This window comes from Kibdelosporangium philippinense (assembly GCF_021390435.2).
Classification (GTDB): domain Bacteria; phylum Actinomycetota; class Actinomycetes; order Mycobacteriales; family Pseudonocardiaceae; genus Kibdelosporangium; species Kibdelosporangium philippinense.
On the sequence record NZ_JAJVCN010000002.1, the window covers coordinates 2,065,806 to 2,081,519 of the forward strand.

Annotated in this window: 15 protein-coding genes and 2 pseudogenes; 12 read left to right on the forward strand and 5 right to left on the reverse strand. The window is 64.2% G+C overall.

The window, feature by feature from the left end; all coding sequences use genetic code 11:
- Window positions 1–169: 169 nt before the first annotated feature.
- The 6 genes from LWC34_RS28320 to LWC34_RS28345 are packed head-to-tail and all read left to right on the forward strand — an operon-like array spanning window position 170 to window position 5,504.
- On the forward strand, window positions 170–1,189 hold the full coding sequence (locus tag LWC34_RS28320) for a Gfo/Idh/MocA family protein (protein WP_233728154.1): 1,020 nt from the start codon (window positions 170–172) through the stop codon (window positions 1,187–1,189).
- Window positions 1,189–2,151 (forward strand): NAD-dependent epimerase/dehydratase family protein, encoded by a 963-nt coding sequence (locus tag LWC34_RS28325; RefSeq protein WP_233728155.1) that lies wholly within the window; start codon window positions 1,189–1,191, stop codon window positions 2,149–2,151. Before LWC34_RS28320 ends, LWC34_RS28325 begins: the two co-directional genes overlap by 1 nt.
- A complete protein-coding gene (locus tag LWC34_RS28330; RefSeq protein ID WP_233728156.1) occupies window positions 2,148–3,266 on the forward strand; it encodes a DegT/DnrJ/EryC1/StrS family aminotransferase in 1,119 nt (372 codons plus the stop codon). Before LWC34_RS28325 ends, LWC34_RS28330 begins: the two co-directional genes overlap by 4 nt.
- A complete protein-coding gene (locus tag LWC34_RS28335; protein WP_233728157.1) occupies window positions 3,263–3,886 on the forward strand; it encodes an acetyltransferase in 624 nt (207 codons plus the stop codon). Before LWC34_RS28330 ends, LWC34_RS28335 begins: the two co-directional genes overlap by 4 nt.
- Window positions 3,883–4,953 (forward strand): DegT/DnrJ/EryC1/StrS family aminotransferase, encoded by a 1,071-nt coding sequence (locus LWC34_RS28340; RefSeq protein WP_233728158.1) that lies wholly within the window; start codon window positions 3,883–3,885, stop codon window positions 4,951–4,953. The genes LWC34_RS28335 and LWC34_RS28340 overlap by 4 nt, the downstream gene beginning before the upstream one ends.
- Complete coding sequence (locus tag LWC34_RS28345) at window positions 4,950–5,504, forward strand: acyltransferase (protein ID WP_233728159.1); 555 nt, start codon at window positions 4,950–4,952, stop codon at window positions 5,502–5,504. Before LWC34_RS28340 ends, LWC34_RS28345 begins: the two co-directional genes overlap by 4 nt.
- Here the strand turns inward: LWC34_RS28345 and LWC34_RS28350 are convergent.
- Both LWC34_RS28350 and LWC34_RS28355 read right to left on the reverse strand, forming a co-directional pair.
- Window positions 5,495–6,073, reverse strand: a complete 579-nt coding sequence (locus tag LWC34_RS28350; protein ID WP_233728160.1) for a hypothetical protein — start codon at window positions 6,071–6,073, stop codon at window positions 5,495–5,497. The genes LWC34_RS28345 and LWC34_RS28350 overlap by 10 nt on opposite strands.
- A gap of 66 nt (window positions 6,074–6,139) precedes the next feature.
- Entirely contained in the window at window positions 6,140–7,843 is a 1,704-nt protein-coding gene (locus LWC34_RS28355; protein WP_233728161.1) for a discoidin domain-containing protein, read from the reverse strand.
- Window positions 7,844–8,124: 281 nt separating this feature from the next.
- Between LWC34_RS28355 and LWC34_RS28360 the strand changes: the two are divergent.
- Window positions 8,125–8,481, forward strand: a pseudogene (locus tag LWC34_RS28360) (transposase); the annotation flags it as partial.
- 43 nt (window positions 8,482–8,524) lie between these two features.
- On the opposite strand, the gene LWC34_RS28365 reads toward LWC34_RS28360, so the two are convergent.
- The gene (locus tag LWC34_RS28365; protein WP_233723301.1) at window positions 8,525–9,757 is read right to left on the reverse strand and encodes an IS110 family RNA-guided transposase; all 1,233 of its coding nucleotides are present in this window, start codon (window positions 9,755–9,757) and stop codon (window positions 8,525–8,527) included.
- Window positions 9,758–9,954: 197 nt separating this feature from the next.
- Between LWC34_RS28365 and LWC34_RS28370 the strand changes: the two are divergent.
- The 5 genes and pseudogenes from LWC34_RS28370 to LWC34_RS28390 all read left to right on the forward strand — a co-directional run.
- A pseudogene (locus tag LWC34_RS28370) lies at window positions 9,955–10,422 on the forward strand (IS5 family transposase); the annotation flags it as partial.
- 560 nt (window positions 10,423–10,982) lie between these two features.
- Window positions 10,983–11,852 (forward strand): DUF1996 domain-containing protein, encoded by an 870-nt coding sequence (locus tag LWC34_RS28375; protein ID WP_233728162.1) that lies wholly within the window; start codon window positions 10,983–10,985, stop codon window positions 11,850–11,852.
- Entirely contained in the window at window positions 11,849–12,406 is a 558-nt protein-coding gene (locus LWC34_RS28380; protein WP_233728163.1) for a DUF305 domain-containing protein, read from the forward strand. The genes LWC34_RS28375 and LWC34_RS28380 overlap by 4 nt, the downstream gene beginning before the upstream one ends.
- 7 nt (window positions 12,407–12,413) lie before the next feature.
- Window positions 12,414–12,635, forward strand: a complete 222-nt coding sequence (locus tag LWC34_RS28385; RefSeq protein ID WP_233728164.1) for a LacI family DNA-binding transcriptional regulator — start codon at window positions 12,414–12,416, stop codon at window positions 12,633–12,635.
- Entirely contained in the window at window positions 12,622–13,419 is a 798-nt protein-coding gene (locus tag LWC34_RS28390; protein ID WP_233728165.1) for a LacI family DNA-binding transcriptional regulator, read from the forward strand. The genes LWC34_RS28385 and LWC34_RS28390 overlap by 14 nt, the downstream gene beginning before the upstream one ends.
- Before the next feature lie 167 nt (window positions 13,420–13,586).
- Here LWC34_RS28390 and LWC34_RS28395 read toward each other — a convergent pair whose 3' ends face one another.
- Window positions 13,587–15,179, reverse strand: coding sequence for an IS1182 family transposase (locus tag LWC34_RS28395; RefSeq protein ID WP_233725393.1), 1,593 nt, complete (start codon window positions 15,177–15,179; stop codon window positions 13,587–13,589).
- The gene (locus tag LWC34_RS58900) at window positions 15,157–15,675 is read right to left on the reverse strand and encodes a tyrosine-type recombinase/integrase (protein ID WP_372496616.1); all 519 of its coding nucleotides are present in this window, start codon (window positions 15,673–15,675) and stop codon (window positions 15,157–15,159) included. The genes LWC34_RS28395 and LWC34_RS58900 overlap by 23 nt, the downstream gene beginning before the upstream one ends.
- Window positions 15,676–15,714: the final 39 nt, after the last annotated feature.

The window sequence follows — 15,714 nt, forward strand, 5'->3', positions numbered from 1 at the left end:
CGGTTGATCGGCGACCCGGTGAAGTACCGGTGAGTGAGAGATGAACAAGCGGACTGCCCGAAAGTACCAACCCGAGTGATCCTGCCCGAACCCTGTAATGCCAAGGGGGTCTCCTCGCGATTCGGAAGGTAGCTCCCCACCCGTGCGGGAGAACCTTGGAAGGATCTCGATGGTTGGTGTGGCCGTCATCGGAGCGGGCTACTGGGGCCCGAATCTGGTGCGAAACATCCAGGCGACCCCGCAGCTGCATCTCAAGACGCTGTGTGACCTGAACGTCACGCGCGCGCAGGAGGTGCTCGGGCGGTACAGCACGGTTCGCGCGAGCGACTCGTTGTCGGAAACTCTTGCGGATCCGGACATCCAGGCCGTCGCGATCGCCACACCCGCGGCAACGCATCTGGAAGTCGCGCTCGCGGCCATCGAAGCGGGCAAGCACGTGCTGGTGGAAAAGCCGCTGGCCTCGTCGTATGAGGACGGTCTCAAGCTGGTCAACGCCGCCGAGGAACGCGGTCTTGTGCTGATGCTCGACCACACCTTCTGCTACACCCCTGTGGTGCAACGGTTACGCCGTCTGGTGCACGACGGCGAGCTCGGCGACATCCAGTACATCGACTCCGTCCGCATCAACCTTGGCCTGGTCCAGCCCGATATCGACGTTTTGTGGGACCTCGCGCCGCACGATCTGTCCATCCTGGACTCGATACTGCCGCCGGGCGTCACCCCGGTCGCGGTCGCCGCGCACGGCTCCGACCCGATGCACACCGGTCGCGCCTGCGTCGCGTACATCTCGGTGCAGCTGTCCAACGGCTCGATCGCGCACGCGCACGTGAACTGGTTGTCGCCGACCAAGATCAGGACAATGATCGTGGGCGGGTCCAAGCACACTGCGGTGTGGAACGACCTCGATCCGACGCAGCCGCTCGCGGTGTACAACCGTGGCGTCGACTGGTCGGAGAATCCCGAGGCCAAGCGGGTTTCCTACCGCATCGGCGACATGATCGCGCCCGCGTTGCCGACAGGTGAGGCGCTGCGGGGCGTAATGGCGGAGTTCGCGGCGGCGATCATCGAAGGGCGTGCACCGCTCACCGACGGGCGGTCCGGCCTTCGTGTGCTTGCCCAACTGGAAGCCGCGTCGGCCAGTTACGCCGCTGGCGGCACGTTCGTGCCGGTGAATGGAGGAACGTTCTGATGCAGCTGACCGACACCAGGATCCTGGTCACCGGCGGCGCTGGCACGATCGGTTCACACGTTGTCGACCAGGCGCTTGACGCTGGTGCGAGCCAGGTGGTCGTGGTCGACGACCTGTCGCGCGGCACGCTGGCCAACCTGAAGAGCGCGCTGGATCGCGCGCCGGACAAGGTCGAGCTGGTCGAAGGCGATATTCGGGACGTCGCGCTGATGCACAAACTCAGCGAGGGCAAGGATGTCGTGTTCCACCTCGCCGCGCTGCGCATCACCCGCTGCGCCGCTGAGCCGCGTGTCGCGCTGGAAGTGCTGGTGGACGGCACTTTCAACGTGGTCGAGGCGGCTGTCGAAGCCGGTGTGCGGAAAGTCGTTGCCTCCTCTTCGGCTTCGGTTTACGGGCTCGCGGACGAGTTCCCCACCAAGGAATCGCACCACCCGTACCACAACGACACCTTCTACGGCGCCGCGAAAGCCTTCAACGAAGGCATGTTGCGCAGCTTCAAGGCCATGCACGACCTGGATTACGTGGCGCTGCGGTACTTCAACGTGTACGGCCCGCGGATGGACGCGCACGGCAAGTACACCGAAGTACTGATCCGCTGGATGGAACGGATCGAGGCAGGCGAGCCACCGCTCGTGCTCGGCGATGGCGAGCAGACCATGGACTTCGTGCACGTCGAGGACATCGCGCGGGCGAACATCCTTGCGGCACAGGCCGATGTCACCGACACGGTGTACAACATCGCCACCGCCACCGAGACTTCGCTGTTGGAGCTGGCCGAGGCATTGCAGAAGGTGATGGGATCGACCGCCGAGCTGGAATTCGGTCCGGCCCGGTCGGTCAACGCGGTGACGCGCAGACTCGCTGATATCAGTGCGGCAGAACGGGATCTGGGCTGGAAGCCGACCATCGGCCTGGAAGACGGGCTCGCCTCGCTGGTTTCGTGGTGGCGGGCGCAGCGATGACGATCCCGGTCATCAGGCCTTGGCTTGGCGAAGAAGAAGCCCAGGCCGCGGCGGAAGCCGTGCGGTCCGGCTGGGTCGCGCAGGGACCTCGGGTAGCGCAGTTCGAGCAAGCGTTTGCTGAGTACTCAGCCGCTGCTGAAGGTGTCGCGGTCTCGTCCTGCACCACCGGATTGCACCTGGCACTGCACCTTTTGGGTGTCGGCCCGGGTGATGAAGTTGTGGTGCCGTCGTTCTCGTTCATCGCGACCGCCAACGCGGCTCGATACGTCGGCGCGACACAGGTTTTCGCGGACGTGGACCCGCTGACCGGGAACCTCACGCCGGACACGATCGAAGCCGTGCTGACGTCGAAGACGGTGGCCGTGATCGGCGTTCATCAGGGCGGTGTTCCCTTTGATGTGGACGCCATCGAAGCCGTGTGCTCGAAGCACTCCCTTGCGCTGGTACATGATTCCGCTTGTGCGGCTGGGTCGACCTATCGCGGCAAGCCGGTCAGTGCGGGCGCCTCGCTCGCGGCGTGGTCTTTTCACCCGCGCAAGCTGCTCACCACGGGTGAGGGCGGCATGCTGACCACGTCCGATTCGGACTGGGCGACGCGACTGCGACGGTTGCGGGAACACGGGATGAGCGTGTCCGCGGCGGACCGGCACACGTCGTCAGGCGTGAAACTGGAGTCTTACGACGAGGTCGGATTCAACTTCCGGATGACCGATATCCAGGCCGCGATCGGCCTGGTACAGCTGGCCAAATTGCCGGACGTGATCGCGCGGCGCCGGGAGTTGGCTGATCGGTACCACAAGCTCCTGCCCGAGATCGACGGCTTGCGCTGGGTCAGTGATCCGGAGTACGGGACAACGAATTACCAGTCGTTCTGGGTGGTTTTGCCGGATTCGTACGAGGGTACGGTCGTCGATGTGCTCGAAGGCCTGTTGGCGCGTGGTGTTTCGGCGCGGCGCGGGATCATGGCCGCGCATCTTGAGCCCGCGTACTCCCGTGTGGACCTTCCGGTGACCGAGTATCTGACCAGCCGGTCGGTGATTTTGCCGTTGTTCCACCAGATGACCGAGGCCGAACAGGACACTGTGGTCACCGCGCTCGCCGAGATCGTCCGATGAACGAGCTGATCCTGATCGGCGCGGGTGGCCTGGCAAGGGAAACCTTGGCCGCCGCCCGGGATTCCTGGAAGGTTTTGGGTTTCGTCGACGACAATCCGGCGCTGCACGGCAAGACTGTCGACGGGGTTCAGGTTCTTGGGTCGACCGAACTGATCGCTGACTATCCCGATGCGCAGATCGTTATTTGTGCGGCTCGATCGTCCACTAGGGATGTTCGTAAGCGGATTTCCGAGCGGTTGGCGCTTCCTGCCGAGCGCTACGCCACCATTGTGCATCCGACTGCGAGCATCGCACACGGGACTGTGATTGGTGCCGGGTCGATTGTGCTCGCTTTTGTCGCCGTGACCGCGCCGCAGGAGATCGGCGAACATGTGGTGATCATGCCGCATGTGACGATCACCCACGATGACAAGGTTTCCTCGTACGTGACATTTGCCGCCCGGGTTGCGTTGGCAGGCAACGTGTCCGTGGGGGAGGCCGCCTATTTGGGCAGTGGGGCCCTTGTGCGGGAAGGATTGTCGGTTGGCGCGGGTGCGCTGATCGGGATGGGCGCCGTGGTGCTCGAGAACGTGCCGGACAACGAGGTATGGGCCGGGGTTCCGGCCAGGAGGATTCGATGATCCCGCCAGTCGACCTGTCGCTGCAGCACGCCGAGATCGCCGTCGAGGTGGCCACGGGCTGGGACGCCGTGTTCACCAAGACCGCCTTCGTGGGCGGGCCGCCGGTTGCCGATTTCGAACAGGAGTACGCGACCTTTTCCAATGTGTCGCGTTGTGTCGGCGTCGCCAACGGCACGGATGCGCTGGAGTTGGCGTTGCGTGCGGTCGGAGTCGGGCATGGTGACGAGTGCATCCTGCCGACGAACTCGTTCATTGCGACTGCCGAGGCCGTCGCACGCGCTGGTGCCACACCGGTCTTTGTGGACTGTGACCCGAACAGTTTCCTGATTGATACCAAGGCAGCTGCTGCCGCTGTCACCTCGCGTACCAAGGCTGTTCTGCCAGTGCATTTGTACGGCCAATTGGCGCCCGTAGAGGAGTTGCGGGATCTTGGGGTATCCATTGTGGAGGACGCGGCCCAATCCCAAGGCGCGACCCGTAACGGCGTGAACTTCCTTGGTGACATTGCCGCGACCAGCTTCTATCCGGGCAAGAACCTTGGTGCTTATGGCGATGCGGGCGCGGTGACGACCAATTCTCCCGAATTGGCTGAGAAGGTACGGTTGCTGAGCCAGCACGGTTCGGCTGAGAAGTACGTCCACAGTGTACTGGGCTTCAACAGCCGCCTCGACACATTGCAGGCCGTCGTGCTGCAGGCAAAGCTTCGTCGGCTGGCGGTGTGGAACGCGCAACGTGCTGCCGCGGCCGACTATTACGCCACTTTGCTCGGTGGAGTTGCCGGTGTGAAGCTGCCGCAGGTGTTGCCGGGCAACTCGCATGTCTGGCACCTGTACGTGATCCGTGTACCTGACCGCAATCGCGTGCACGATGAGATGCGCGCCAATGGGGTCGGCGCGGCGATCCACTATCCGACGCCGATTCACAAGACCACGCCGTTCGCGACCGGTGAGTCGTTCCCGAACGCCGAACAGGTCGCTGGTGAGATCCTCAGCCTGCCGATCTTCCCTGGGATCACCAGAGCACAGCAGGAACGCGTTGCCGAAGTCCTGATTGGAGCGTTGGCATGACGTTCGTACACCCTCGCGGACTCTGCGAGAGCACAGATGTTGGTGAGGGCACGCGGGTCTGGGCATTCGCGCACGTGCTGGAAGGCGCGAAGATCGGCCGCGACTGCAACATCTGCGATGGCGCTTTTGTTGAGAACCAGGTTGTGCTCGGCGACAACGTGACCGTGAAGAACAACGTGCTGGTGTTCAACGGTGTCACGTGTGAGAACGACGTTTTCCTCGGTCCCAACGTGGTTTTCACCAACGACATGCGACCCCGTTCGCACCAGAAACTCGGCAGCGACCAACTGCTGTCCACAAGGGTCTGTGAGGGCGCGACCCTTGGAGCGGGAGTTGTTGTCGTCTGTGGAACGACAATCGGCCGAAACTCTTTTGTCGGCGCAGGTTCTGTTGTCACGCGCGATGTTCCGGCGCACGCGTTCATCGTGGGCAATCCAGGTGTGCAGAAAGGCTGGGTCTGCCGGTGCGCGGCCCGTCTCGACTCGGATCTGAAGTGCCCCGAATGCGGTACGCAGCACCGGCTCGGCCCGGACGGCCTCGACTACACCTGACGGCGTGACAGCAGCACTCGGGCTGCCAGGGCGATGAGCACGCCGCACGCGGCGCCGATCAACAGCGATGTCCACTGGATGCCTTCAGCAGCAGGCGGTTCCGCAGCCGCGTTTCGGACCTGCGCGGTCGCCTCAGGAGCCGGGTTGAGCAGGCTGTACAGCAGCTTCCGCAGGTTGTCCTGGTCGGTCGGGCGGTGCACCACGCCGGGCGGGTCGAGCTTGATGCCGTCGGGAGTGGCCATGTAGGTCTCGACCCAGACCCCGTCCTGCAGGTCGAGGAACACGTGGTCCACGCGCCAGACGCTCACGTCGTGGACCAGCCAGGTCAGCCGGACCGACTTTGCCCCAGGCCCGCTGATGAGATTGTCGGGAGCTTTCGGGTCGGCGGCAGGCTGGCCGCCAACCAGATTCATGAGCCTGCCGTAGTCGCTCTGCGAGTAGTAAAGGGCGGCGGCCTTCTGATCGGTTGGCGAACTGATGAGCACACTCGTCGGCCCGCCCGCGTTCGCGACGAGCGGCGAGATCAGGAACGTCATGACAATGGCGGCTAAGACAGCGAGTATTCGCATGCTCGGGACCCCTCAACGTGGAAAGACCAGGCAGTGTGGGTACACCGCCCGGCCTCCCGAGGTTCCCTACCGGTAGACGCGTACGTAATCGACCAGCATGTTCTGCGGAAGAACGGTTCCCGCGCCCGGCGGACCAGGGAAGTCGCCGCCGATCGCGCTGTTGAGGATGAGGAAGTGGTCGTGGTCGTACACCCACGGGCCACGCGTCAGCTCAAGTTGCGTGCGGTCAACCGTGAAGAACGACCGACCGTCAACGAAGAAGGTCATGTGGCTGGAGTCCCACTCCACCGCGAACGTGTGGAAAGCGGCATCCACCCGTTGACCAAGATCGTGCTTCTGGCCGTACCCGCCCGCACCGAAATACGCGGGCGCGTGCAGGGTCGAGTAGACGGCGTTCAGTTCGCGGCCGACGTGCTCCATGATGTCGATCTCGCCGCAGTTGGGCCACGGCGTACGCGTGGAGAAGAAGTTCGACCCGAGCATCCAGAACGCGGGCCAAAGGCCTTGCGAGCTGGACACCTTGATTCGCGCTTCGACGCGGCCATAGGTGAATTGGAACTTGTTGTACGAGTTGAGCCTGCCCGAGGTGTACTGGCAGGTCGTGCTGCCGCTGATCGGATCGGGCGGGCAGGCCGAGCCCGGGGTGGCTTGCCTGCGGACCTGGATGTTCAGGTTTCCGCCGCCGTCCATCCTCGCGTTCTCGTTGTTCGTGTAGTACTGGAGCTCGTTGTTCACGCCCGGCCCGATTTCCGGGGTCCACTTGGCCGGGTCGGGAACGGAGTTCGCGGGGCCGTTGAACTCGTCACTCCAAGCCAGGCGGGTGAAGTTCGGCGCTGGCGGGAGTGGCGGCGGTGGCGTCGGGTTGCCGCCGGTGCCGTAGACCTGGAACTCCCACATGGAATAGCCGTAACCGTTGGACCTTTGAGTTCCGTACATCCGGACGTAACGGCCGGTGCCGGAGACCGCGAGGGTTTCCTTGAACCCCTTGCCAGTCGTGGTCTGGTAGATCGAACGCCACGTCGCATTGTCATCCGAGACTTGGATCTGATAACTCACGGCATAGGCCGGATCCCATTGCAGGACAACCTTGCTGATGTTCGCTGTGGCACCGAGGTCGATCGTGATCCACCCCGGGTCGACCCATCCCGTGGTCGCACTCGTCGCCCATCGGGTCGCTGGGTCGAAGTCTGTGGCTTTGACCGGCGTGCAGCCCGCGCACATGCCGTCGTCCTGGTGGCTTGAGGCCGTCGCAGGTTTGTTGTAGGAGAGGAGGTTGTCATTGGGGCCCGGGCCTTGTGTGGTCCCGAAAACCTGGAACTCCCACAGGGAATAGCCCCACTCTGTGGCCCGTGTGGTGAGGTTGAGCCGGACGTAACGGCCGGTGCCGGTGATTGGCAGGGTCTGGACGCCGCCGGTGCTTGTCGTGGTGGTGTAGATCGTGGTCCAACTGGTGCCGTTGGCTGAGGTCTGGACCTGGAATGCCCTGGCGTACGCGGTTTCCCAGTTCAGGATGACCTGATCGACGTTGGCGCTGGCGCCAAGGTCAACCTGGATCCACTGTGGATCGCTGAACTGACTGGACCACCGGGTGCCAGCGTTGCCATCAACCACGGCGGACGGCGGAAAGGCCGCGTTTTCCGACGAGGAAGCCGTGACAGGTTTGTTCTGGGAGATCAGCGGGCCGGCGGCGGATGCCGTGCCGGTGAGCGCTTGGCCGAGGGCGATCGCCAAGGTAGCGACCAACCCAAGGGATAACAGCCGTTTCTGCATGCGTGCTCCTTTGCGCCATGCACGAGGGAAACGATCCGCGGCAGGTCTTCGAGGGGCAGGGGGAAACTGTGCGAGAGCGCTCTCCCGAGCTATGAGGGTGCAGCGACGGCAGCCACGCTGTCAAGGCGAGCCCATCGCGCCTGGCTTGCCACAGCCACCTTGACCAGCGATGACATTTCGACGACTGGCGAAAACGTGCTTCCGTTACCCGCAGGCATTCTTGTCCCGGGGCCTTAGAGGGTGTCTCACGTGGTTGATCATGGTCTGTCATGATCAACCACGTGGTTGATGATCTGTCGCGGCGGTTGGTGCCGGACGAGTTGTGGGCGTTGGCGCAGCCGTTGATTCCGGGGTTTGATCCACGTCCGCAGGGTGGCGGGACGGCACCGGTGGACGACCGTGCGGTGTTCACCGCGATCGTGTTCGTGTTGACCAGCGGTTGTGCCTGGCGATACCTGCCGCCATCGTTCGGGGTCACCGTCCCCACGGCGCATCGCCGGTTCACCGACTGGACCAAGGCCGGTCTGTGGCGTCGGTTGCATCGCGTGGTGCTGGATGAGTTGGGCAGCCAAGGCCTGATCGACTGGTCGCGTGCGGTGCTGGATGGAGCATCCGTCCGGGCCAAAAAGGGGGATTCCCAATGAAGTTGTCAAGTAGTTGGGAGCTGCGGTGGTGAGGGGGTCACGCTGCCGTTGCGGCGGGGGTTGCTTGGTAGGTGGTGCCGTCGCGCAGCAGTGCCCACAAGACGTTCAGCCGGCGGCGTGCCAGGGCGAGGACGGCCTGGGTGTGTCGTTTGCCTTCGGCTCGTTTGCGGTCGTAGTAGGTCCGCGAGGCGGGGCAACAGCGGATGCTGACCATGGCGGAAAGGTAGAACACGCGCAGCAGGCGTCTGCTGTAGCGGCGGGGGCGGTGCAGGTTGCCGTTGACCCGGCCGGAATCGCGGGGTACTGGTGCGAGTCCGGCGACGCCGGCCAGCCGGTTGGGACTGCCGAAAGCGGTCATGTCGCCGCCGGTGTAGGCGAGGAACTCGGCGGCGAGCTGGATGCCGAAGCCGGGCAGGCTGAGGATCACGTCGGCGTGTTTGTGCTGGCGAAACCGGCTCTCGATCAAGGTGTCGATCTCGCTGATCTCCTCGTCGAGAGTCATCACCCCCTTCGCCAGCCGCGCGACCATCGCGGCGGCCAGGTCTTGTCCGGTGATGGTGGTGTGTTGCGCGTTGGCGGCGTTCAGCGCGGTCTGGGCGACGGTGCTGGGGTTGCGGACTTTTCGGTTGCGCAGCCAGGTTTCCAAGCGGTTGGCACCGATTCGTCGCAATGCCGCAGGGGTTTGGTAGGCGGTCAGCAGCACCAGGGCGGCTTTGGAGGTGCTGTAGTCGAAGGCGCGTTCCAGGGCCGGGAAGTAGTCCAGCAGTTGCGCGCGCAGCCGGTTGATGGTGCGGGTGCGGTCGGCGACCAGATCGGCCCGGCGGCTGGTCAGGATCCGCAGTTCGACGCTGACCGGGTCGCCGGTGTGCACGACGTGCAGATCGTGGCGCATCCGGGCCTGGTCGGCGATCACGGCGGCGTCCTTGGCGTCGGTTTTGCCGTCTCCGCGGTACATGCCGGCCGCGTAGTGGACGGTGCGCCCGGGGATGTAAAGCAACCGCTGGTCGTGGTTGACCAGCAAGGCGATCAGCAACGCCGCCCCGCCGGAGTTGAGATCGACCGCCCAGGTCAGCTCTCCATCCAACTCGTCTGCCAGCGCGGTGACCTCGCCGACCAACTCCAGCAGCGGAGCCTCGTCGTTGGCCACCCGCCGCGACAACAGCCGCTTGCCGGCGGCGTCGATCACCACGCAGTGGTGATGGGTCTTGCCGGCATCGATGCCTGCCCATACTCCGGGCACGAGCGTCACCTTCCTGTTCGTCAGGTTCATGGTCCCAGCAAACGACCACGCCGTCGTGTCCTTACACAGCGATTTGTTCGCGCATCCCAATTAGCGGTCGGGTCGTCGTGGGGTGCTGGGCGGCCAATCCCCTGGGCCATCCACGGCGGACGCATGGAAGCCATACCCAGCACCCCTGGGTCGTCGGAACCCTACGACCAGCCCCGATCGACACAGGAAGAAGGTAAGGACCCATGACCGGGCCGAACCCGGTCGACCGTGGCAAAGCCGGTTCGAAGATCCACGTGCTGTCCGACCGTGCCGGAATCCCGTTGTCGGTGGCGGTGTCCGCCGCGAACACCAACGACTCTTACGCTCTCAAGCCTCTGGTCATGGCCATCCCCGCGATCAAGTCCCGACGCGGCCCTCGCCGCCGCAAACCGGCCAAGCTCCACGGCGACAAGGCCTATGACCAGATCGACTTGCGGCACTGGGTGCGTGAGCAGGGCATCGCCGTACGCATCGCGCGCAAAGGGATCGAATCGAGCACCAAGTTGGGCAAACACCGTTGGGTGATCGAACGATCCATCGCCTGGCTGTTCGGCTACCACCGGCTCAGCATCCGATACGAACGCTACGCCAACCACTTCTGCGCCTTCCTCACCCTCGCCGCCACACTCACCTGCTACAAGAAACTCCGAAAAGCAACCACGTGAGACACGCTCTTAGCCCGGAGAGCACGCCATTCCCCTCTGGGCGGTCCGCCGTCCTGCGAGGACATTCTTTGAAAACCGTGTGATGGTGGCTGAAGCCGTGGTCTAGCAGTCGGGGCAGCAAAGATGAGCGACGGATGCTGTGCAGAAGAAGCGATGGATACGGCCTCAAGCAAAGGACGACACGATCGCAAGCAACGGCGGACACACTGTGCCGGAACGGTCGACACGGTGTGCTGGAACGGTGGACACGGTGTGCTGGAACGGTGGACACGGTGTGCTGGAGCGGTGGACACGGTGTGCTGGAGCGGTGGACACGGTGTGCTGGAGCGGTGGACACGGTGTGCTGGAGCGGTGGACACGGGGTTGGAGAGAGCGCTCTCTGGGCTGGTGTGGACCGGTAGGTGGGATGGTCCTTTTGGGCTCTTGCAATGGGTCGGGTGGCGTAACTTCGGTGTGTCTCTGGATCGTTCAGGTTGACGTTCTGCTGTGACGCGGGTCATGCTCGGTTACGCGAGAGCGCTCTCACCCGTCACTCCGACAGGAGAGGGAGTTCATCTTCAATGAAGAAGACAATGAACCGGTGGCGGATCAGTACCCGATTGAGCCTGGTCATCGCCGCTGTCGGCGCCCTGCTGACTGGTGGACTCGCAGGCGTGCCGGACCGCGCGGATGCGGAACCGGTGCGTGTTGCGGAGTTCCTTGCTGAATGTCCGCTCAGCCATCGGCTGCCGGACGACCCGATTGTGCTGCCGAAGCTCGCGGGCGCGTCGCACTCGCACGACTTCTTCGGCAACCACTCCACCAACGCCAACTCCGATGTCAACAGCCTCAATGGGGCGACTGGCAACTGCAATCCGGCGCCGGACATCTCGTCGTACTGGGTTCCGACGCTCTACAGAGGACAGACGGCGATTCAGCCGAGCATTGTCACGTTCTACTACCTTGGTGAGGGTGTGAGTCAGCCGCAGGACATCCGGCCGACGCCGTTCGGGCTCAAGATTGTCGCGGGCAATGCGAAGGCGACCGGCGACAGTGACAGCATCGCGCGGTGGTCGTGCCTGCATGCCGGTCATGTCCCGCCTTCGAAGAACTTCGTCAACTGTCCTGCTGGGACTCAGCTGGAGACCTATTTGGACTTTCCGCAGTGCTGGAATGGCCGGGATCTTGACTCGGCCGATCACAAGAGTCACATGGCGTATCCGGTCGCGGGTGGGTGCCCTGCCACGCATCCGGTTTCGCTTCCCAAGCTGCGCTTCGTGATTCGCTATCCGGTGAGCGGTGATCCGAGTTCGTTCCGGCTGTCGTCCGGGTCGGGATACACGTATCACGGCGACTTCTTCAACGTCTGGCCGGTGGCTGAGATGGAGCGCCGGGTTCGCAACTGCCTCAACGTCGTGATCAAGTGTGATCACAACGGCAACCACGGATGATCGTCATCCGTCTCATCCTGCTGCTGCTCGTTCTGACGGGTTGCGGCGGGCAGGTGACTGGCTCGGTCCCGGAAACCCCTGCGTCCGGGACCGGCCGGTCCACTTCTTCCTTCGGTCTGACCGAGCGGGCGTTCGTCGAGCTGGCGATCGCTACCGACGAGCAGGCGGTGAAACTTCTCGGCGCGGGGGCCAAACTGGCGACGCACTCCGCTCTGCGGCAGCTCGCGAATGACATCGGCGCCGCGCGAAGGGCTGAAGTCGTTGAGTTGCACGGGTTGCTGGCGGCCGCAGCGGTCGAGTACGTGAACAACCACAAAGGACACGACATGCCCGGGATGCCGACCGATGAGGAAATCTCCGCGCTCACGGCCGCCGGGCCGGGATTCGACGCGCTGTTCGCGAAGTTGCTCCGAGCGCATCTTGACGAGTCGATCACGGTGGCCCGGTCGGCGGCACAGGCGGTGTCGGATGAACCCACACGGGCGCTGGCCCGCCGGATGCAGACGGACCGAATCGGATTCACCCAACGGCTCGGCGCGGTTGTACCGGTATAAAGAATCGGTGTCACGACACCAGAAGCGCGTCACGCTGGAAGAAGTCGCACGGGTCGCCGGGGTGTCGAGGGCAACCGTTTCCCGTGTGGTCAACGGCGTGGCCAGCGTGGACGAGAACATCAGGCAGACGGTCGCGCGCCATCTCCAGCACTGGCTACCTGCCGAACCTGGCGGCCAGGGCGTTGGTGACCCGGCGCGCGGACGCCATCGCGCTGGTGTTGCCCAGTGAAAGCAGGATCGTCGGCGACCCGTTCTTCACGCGGATCGTGCGCGGAGTGTCCACTGTGCTGCGGCCGCTCGGTGTGCATCTGGTGCTGATGATGACCGGCTCGGACACCGGTGATCAGGTTGTCGCGGACTTACGTCAGGGGCGCCTGGATGGGGTGATCCTGGTGCACACGTATCAGGCTGATCCGTTGCCGAGCCTGCTTTTGCGCAGCCGTCAACCCGTTGTGCTTTCGGCGCGTCCGGCTGAGCCGATGCCGATTACGTACGTGGACGTGAACCAGACCGCGGGTGGCGCGCTCGCGGCTCAGCATCTGGTGGAGCGTGGCTGCAGGAACGTCGCCACGATCACCGGCTCGCTCGATCGTCCGCCTGGGCATGATCGGCTCGCCGGGTTTCGGGCCGCGATGGCTCAGCTTGGCCAGCCGGATGTCGTGTCTGTCGAAGGGAATTTCACACGGGAGAGCGGGGCGGCCGCGATGGAACGACTGATCGCGGAGTATCCCGATGTGGATGGCGTGTTCATCGCGTCGGATTTGATGGCGGAGGGCGCCTTGCCCGTGCTGCGTAAACACGGGCGTTCGGTGCCCGACGACATCGCCGTCGTCGGGTTCGACGACAGCAGCGCCGCGCTCAGCTGTGACCCGCCGTTGACCACGGTCCGGCAACCTGTCGAGGACATGGCCGCGGAGATGGCGCGCCAGTTGCTCAGGCAGATCGACCGGGTCGACGCGCCGGTCCGGTCGGTGATCTTCGAGCCGATCCTGGTGGTACGCCAGTCCGCCTAGGAGGCCGCTGAATTAGGGTGGTTTGCGGGTTGGTTGTCACCGAGTGATGGCAGGCGAGGACCTGGGCCTTGCTGATTCATGGGTGATGCTGGGCGTTCAGGGAGCCTAGGGCGGTTGCTCGACGGGGTTCACAATCCCCAAGACTGGGGGTTGGGCCGTGGTTTCCCTCAGGTAGCCAGGGTCCAAGCGCCCGCCGTATGGGTCAGGCCGCGACCGATGAGGTTGCGGAGGTTCAAGGCTGCGGTGCGGCGTTTGAGCCAGGCGTTGTTCTTGCCGGTGCCTAGATATCGGAGTTTGAGACGTCGGCCACCGCGGCTGGCGATCTGGGAGATGACCCGTTCCACGTTGGGGCGGAACGTCCTGTAGCTCTCGCGCAGTTCGGGCTTGTCCGCCCAGTCGCGTCGGGCTTGGCGCAGCAGGTCATCTCGTGGGTGCAGAACGATTTTACGGCCGGTCTTGGACGTGGTGCACTGTGCACGCAGTGAGCAGGCACGACAGAGAGCGCCAAAGGTGGCGACCCGGGTCCGGCTGATCGGGCGGGTGATGTCGTTGGGGCAGGTGACCGTGCCCGCTTGCTCGTCCACGGTGAAGTCGTCCACGGTGAAGTCGTCCACGGTGAAGTCGTCCACGGTGAATCCGCCCTCGACCGGAGCCCGCAGCGGCTTGGGCTTGATCACCGCCTCATGCCCGGCATCGTCGATCCCACCGCGTAGATCCCCTGTGCCATAGGCGGAATCGCCGTACCACGCGCGCTTGCCGTCCTCGGCGTCGAGGAACTCCTCGGCCACAGCGGGGTCGGAGTTCTCCGTGCCGGCGGCCGTGGTCACCTTCTCGTCGGTGACGATCCCGGTCTCGGGCTCGGCCGCCACGTGCGCCCGATACCCGTCCCGCCGGTTCTCCGGGGACTTGCGGGTATGCCGCGCATCCGGATCCACTGTGGACACCACCCGGTCCGGGGCGACCTTGCGGGCGATCCGCCACCGCCCATCAGTGCCGTCACTGCCCTCGGCGGGCTCGGCATCCTGACCGGCGACCAACGCCAGCAACGCCAACGCGAACTCCGCGTCGCCTTCCAGTTCGGTATCGGCCAGCGCCGCCACCAGCGCGTTCGCATCGTTGACCAGCGCGGAGACCAGCGCGTCCCTGGCGGCCGGGTCGTCCCAGTCGATCCTCGGCTTGTCCGGCCGACTGTAGTCATGGCCGGTACACACCTTCGCGATCTGCTCCGCCGCGCCGGGCACCTGCCGATCCACCCGCCGGATCGCCGAGATCAGCTGGGTGATGGTGTCCTGGGTGGCGACCGCGTCGGCCAGGATCGTGGAATCCACCGCCCGCTTGCGGCGGCCACGCAGGATCCCGGTCTCCTCGACGACCGTGCGCACCGCGTCGTTGATCCGATGCGGCCGCCCCGAGGTGGCCAGTCGTTTGCGCCAGTACACCAGCGTCGAGGGGTCGAATCCCTTGTCGTCCAATGCCATCCCGGTCGCGACCTTCCACCGCAGGTCACACCGGGCCGCCTCAGCGGTCTCCCGATCCGAGAGATCATGCAGGGTCTGCAACACCAGGATGGAGGCCATCACCGACGCCGGGATCGAGGGCCGTCCCTTGCCCGAGGGGAACAGATCCTCGAACTCTCCATCGGGGAACAGATTCCGGCGATGCCCGGCCAGGAACGCGAACATGCTCCCCGCCGGGACCAGATGACCGACCAGCGCCTCCGCGTCCAGCAGCTCCCGATCACCACGCTCCACACCCTGCATGAAACGATTCTCCCAGCTCAAACCCACATCCTGGGGCGACACGCCGATTATTCAGCGGCCTCCTAGGCGGACTGGCCGTACTAGCCGCCCCCGCTGGCAAAAAGATCTTGCTTGAGGCCAGCCGGGCCCGTTGGTGGCTGCACTTTACCAAGTGGGTGTACACGCGAAGTGTGTATCCGGGGTCATGGTGGCCGAGGTATTCCGAGACTTCCAAGATCGAGCAACCTTGTGCCAGCAGTTCGGACGCGTAGTAGTGGCGAAGGGCGTGCATGCCATCTATTTGCTTGCGGCACTCAATACCGGCTGCGTCGAATGCCGGTTTCCAAATGATGTCATTGAATCGAGTGCCGTTCCATACGTCGACCGAGCGGCTACCAGGGTTCCGCCACGTCGTTCCCTGGTCGTTGATCTTTCTTATTATCAGCACGACCGTGGTCGGTTCCCCGCTTGGTTCAAGCCATGGAAGAGTTAGCGGGTATGGCTTGTACTTTTTCATATAGAGCGTTATTCTGGCGACTTGATCACCTCAAAATAG